The 2,911-nt window shown below is 39.3% G+C and carries 1 protein-coding gene; it reads left to right on the plus strand.

Going from position 1 to position 2,911, the window contains the following annotated elements; all coding sequences use genetic code 11:
* Positions 1-242 precede the first annotated feature (242 nt).
* A complete protein-coding gene (locus EA341_RS00920) occupies positions 243-2,708 on the plus strand; it encodes an ABC transporter permease (RefSeq protein ID WP_293010798.1) in 2,466 nt (821 codons plus the stop codon).
* Positions 2,709-2,911 lie beyond the last annotated feature (203 nt).

The raw sequence follows: 2,911 nt of genomic DNA on the forward strand, positions 1-2,911 counted from the left end.
CAATTGAAATAGAGTAGAAATAAGGTAGAAATACAATTGAAATAGAGTAGAAATATAAATGAAATCGAAACAAGAGGTAGTCCCTGAGAGGTAAGCTTTTCAGGCCAAAAGTAAAAATGGGTCAGGGAGAAAAGGGGAAAAATTTCCTGTAATTCCTGCCTCCATCGGAATATCGAATAATGACAATGAATGTCGAAATAGAAGGGGACAACTTTAAAGATAATTATTAACCATTTTAGAAGATGCTTAAAAACTATTTTATAATCGCATGGAGAAATCTGATTCGGCAAAAGTCATTTTCTCTAATCAATATTCTCGGACTTTCATTTGGATTGGCATCTTGCTTGATTTTAATGGCTTTTGTAAAACATGAAAGGTCCTATGATGCTTTTCATCAAGATAGTGAGAGGGTTTTTAGGGTGGTTCAGACAGCCAATCAAAAAGAAAACTGGTCATGGACAGGAGGTGCCGTTGCACCTATGCTGAGAAATGCCTTTCCGGAAGATCTGGAACAGGCTGTAAGTGTTCATCTGAGCAGCAGTTTTATTTCCAATCCGGAAGGGAGTAATCCTGAAGAAAGCTTTAGAGAAGATAATTTTATTTTTTCAGATGCTGGTTTTGACCAGGTCTTTGATTTTGAATTAAGGCAGGGCAGTTGGAATGACTTATTGGAAAACCCTAATCAGTTGGCCATTACCTATTCCGCTGCATCTAAATACTTTGGAAAAGACAATCCTATTGATAAAACATTACTTGTGGATGGGACAGCCTATGTAGTCAAGGCAGTTCTTGAAGACTTGCCCTCTAACACCCATATGAAATTTGATTTCATAACCGGCATGGCTAGCTTCAAATCATTAAACGGCTTCCCTTACACGGCCGAGTTTGGAAGTTTTTGGTGGCCTCAGGTATATACTTATGCGAAAGTAAAACCAGGTATATCTCCTGGGGAGCTGAGCCAACGGATAGTCGAGGTCAACGATAAATACCGGAATCCAGAAGAAGCCAAAAACTACATCCATTACCTACAACCCCTTACCAAAATACATTTGGACGATTCCATGCAAAGTGACTGGACTCCAATTATAACGGAGCGTACACTTTGGATATTTCTTTCAATTGGATTGTTTGTTTTGATTTTGGCGGCTATCAATTTTGTAAATCTTGCCACCGCTAGGGCAATCAAACGGATGAAAGAAATAGGAATCCGGAAAGTTAATGGGGCAAAAAGGGCCCAATTGATAGGGCAATTTTTGGCAGAATCGCTTGTGATCAATGGCATCTCTATGGTTTCAGGTTTGGGTTTGGTTTATTTGACTTTGCCTGTAGTGCGTACCGCTATGGGAATGGAAATCCCATTCGATCCCTTTCAAGACCTGGAATTACAGGTGCTATTATTTTTTGTATGGATAGCATCTTCTTTGTTATCAGGGATTTTTCCTGCCTTTTACTTATCAGGCTTAAATCCTGAAATGATACTGAAACAATCGCCTGTCAGGAGTGGGAAGAGTTACATAAGAAAGGGTCTGGTCGTCTTTCAGTTTGTGCTTTCTACCCTTCTGGTTTTTTGTGCCACAGTGGCTTACTTTCAACACGGTTTCATGACTCAATCATCCATGGGATTTGAGCCTGAAAACATATTGACCATAAGACTAGGAACCAAAAATGAGAACAGTGTTGTCCTAAAGCAGGAACTGGAAAAAATCAACGGTATATCCTCAGTCAGGTTGACCAGTGACCAACCTGGAATCCAACCCGGATGGGGACCATCTGTAGATTACCCAGGTATGCCTCCAGGAGAAATGGAATTTCTACGAGTGCAATATATAGACAAGAATTATTTCGAAGCACTGGGAATCCCAATGCTGTCTGGAAGGGAATTTTCGGATGAATTCAATGATAAGGGCATAAAATCCATGATTCGGGAACAATTCCCGGCATTGGATGGAGTGGGCATGATTATTAATGAGTCTGCGGTGAAATGGATGAACAATGATCTTGAATCTGTTATAGGTGCTGATTTGCGCGTCTTTACAGAAGAAAACGGACAGCTTTATTCCAATTACAAGGGTAATGTAATAGGTGTAGTAAAAGACTATCATACACAAGACCTTAGGGTAGGTATTTCTCCAACAGTATACCTTCCGGCAATTAATGATGCATTCGATGGGAGTAGGTACTTGGTGGTAAAGGGTGATAAAGCTTTTGATGAATTGATGATTACAGATGTAAAAAGCAAATGGGAAAATATAAATGCTGGCCTTCCTTTTGATATCAACTTTCTTGAAGATTCAATCATAGCCCAATACAAGCAAGAGGAGAAAACAGGAAACCTTCTCGGGTTTTTTGCCTTGTTGACACTGATTATCTCAGCTATGGGTTTATTGGGACTTTCCATTTTCACAGCAGAATCCAGGAAAAAGGAAATAGGCATAAGAAAGGTTTTGGGTGCTTCTATTTCTAAGATTGTCAATCAGCTATCGGGTGAATTTCTTGTCCCTGTAGTTTTTTCTCTCTTAATAGCTTTACCACTAGGGTATTATCTCATGTCAGAATGGCTTTCTCAGTTTGCTTATAAAATACCTATCTCATGGGACTTCTTCCTAGGGGCTGCAGCCATTTCTGTGGGTGTAGCGTATTTAACAGTTACTTTCCAATCCTTGAAAACAGCTAGGGCTAATCCAGTAGAATCTATTAGAAATGAATAGGGAGATTTAAAAAGCGAGAGACGAGAAGCGAGAGCCGAGACGTAATCAATGAGTAAGAAATTATGAATGAAAAATTTATAATTTAAAATGAATCACAGAGAAAATCACGAAGTGATTGAATTCACGAAGTGGTATTTGCCCCGGGTAAAACCCGGGTAATTAATGATGGTATTTGAGGTTGTTTTTTGGCCGAAAAAAGGTCA

It is taken from the genome of Mongoliibacter sp. (genome assembly GCF_007692705.1).
Lineage (GTDB): Bacteria > Bacteroidota > Bacteroidia > Cytophagales > Cyclobacteriaceae > Mongoliibacter.

Coding starts and splice junctions, on each gene's coding strand:
- EA341_RS00920 (WP_293010798.1), top strand. CDS start 243: ATGCTTAAAAACTATTTTATAATCGCATGGAGAAATCTGATTCGGCAA.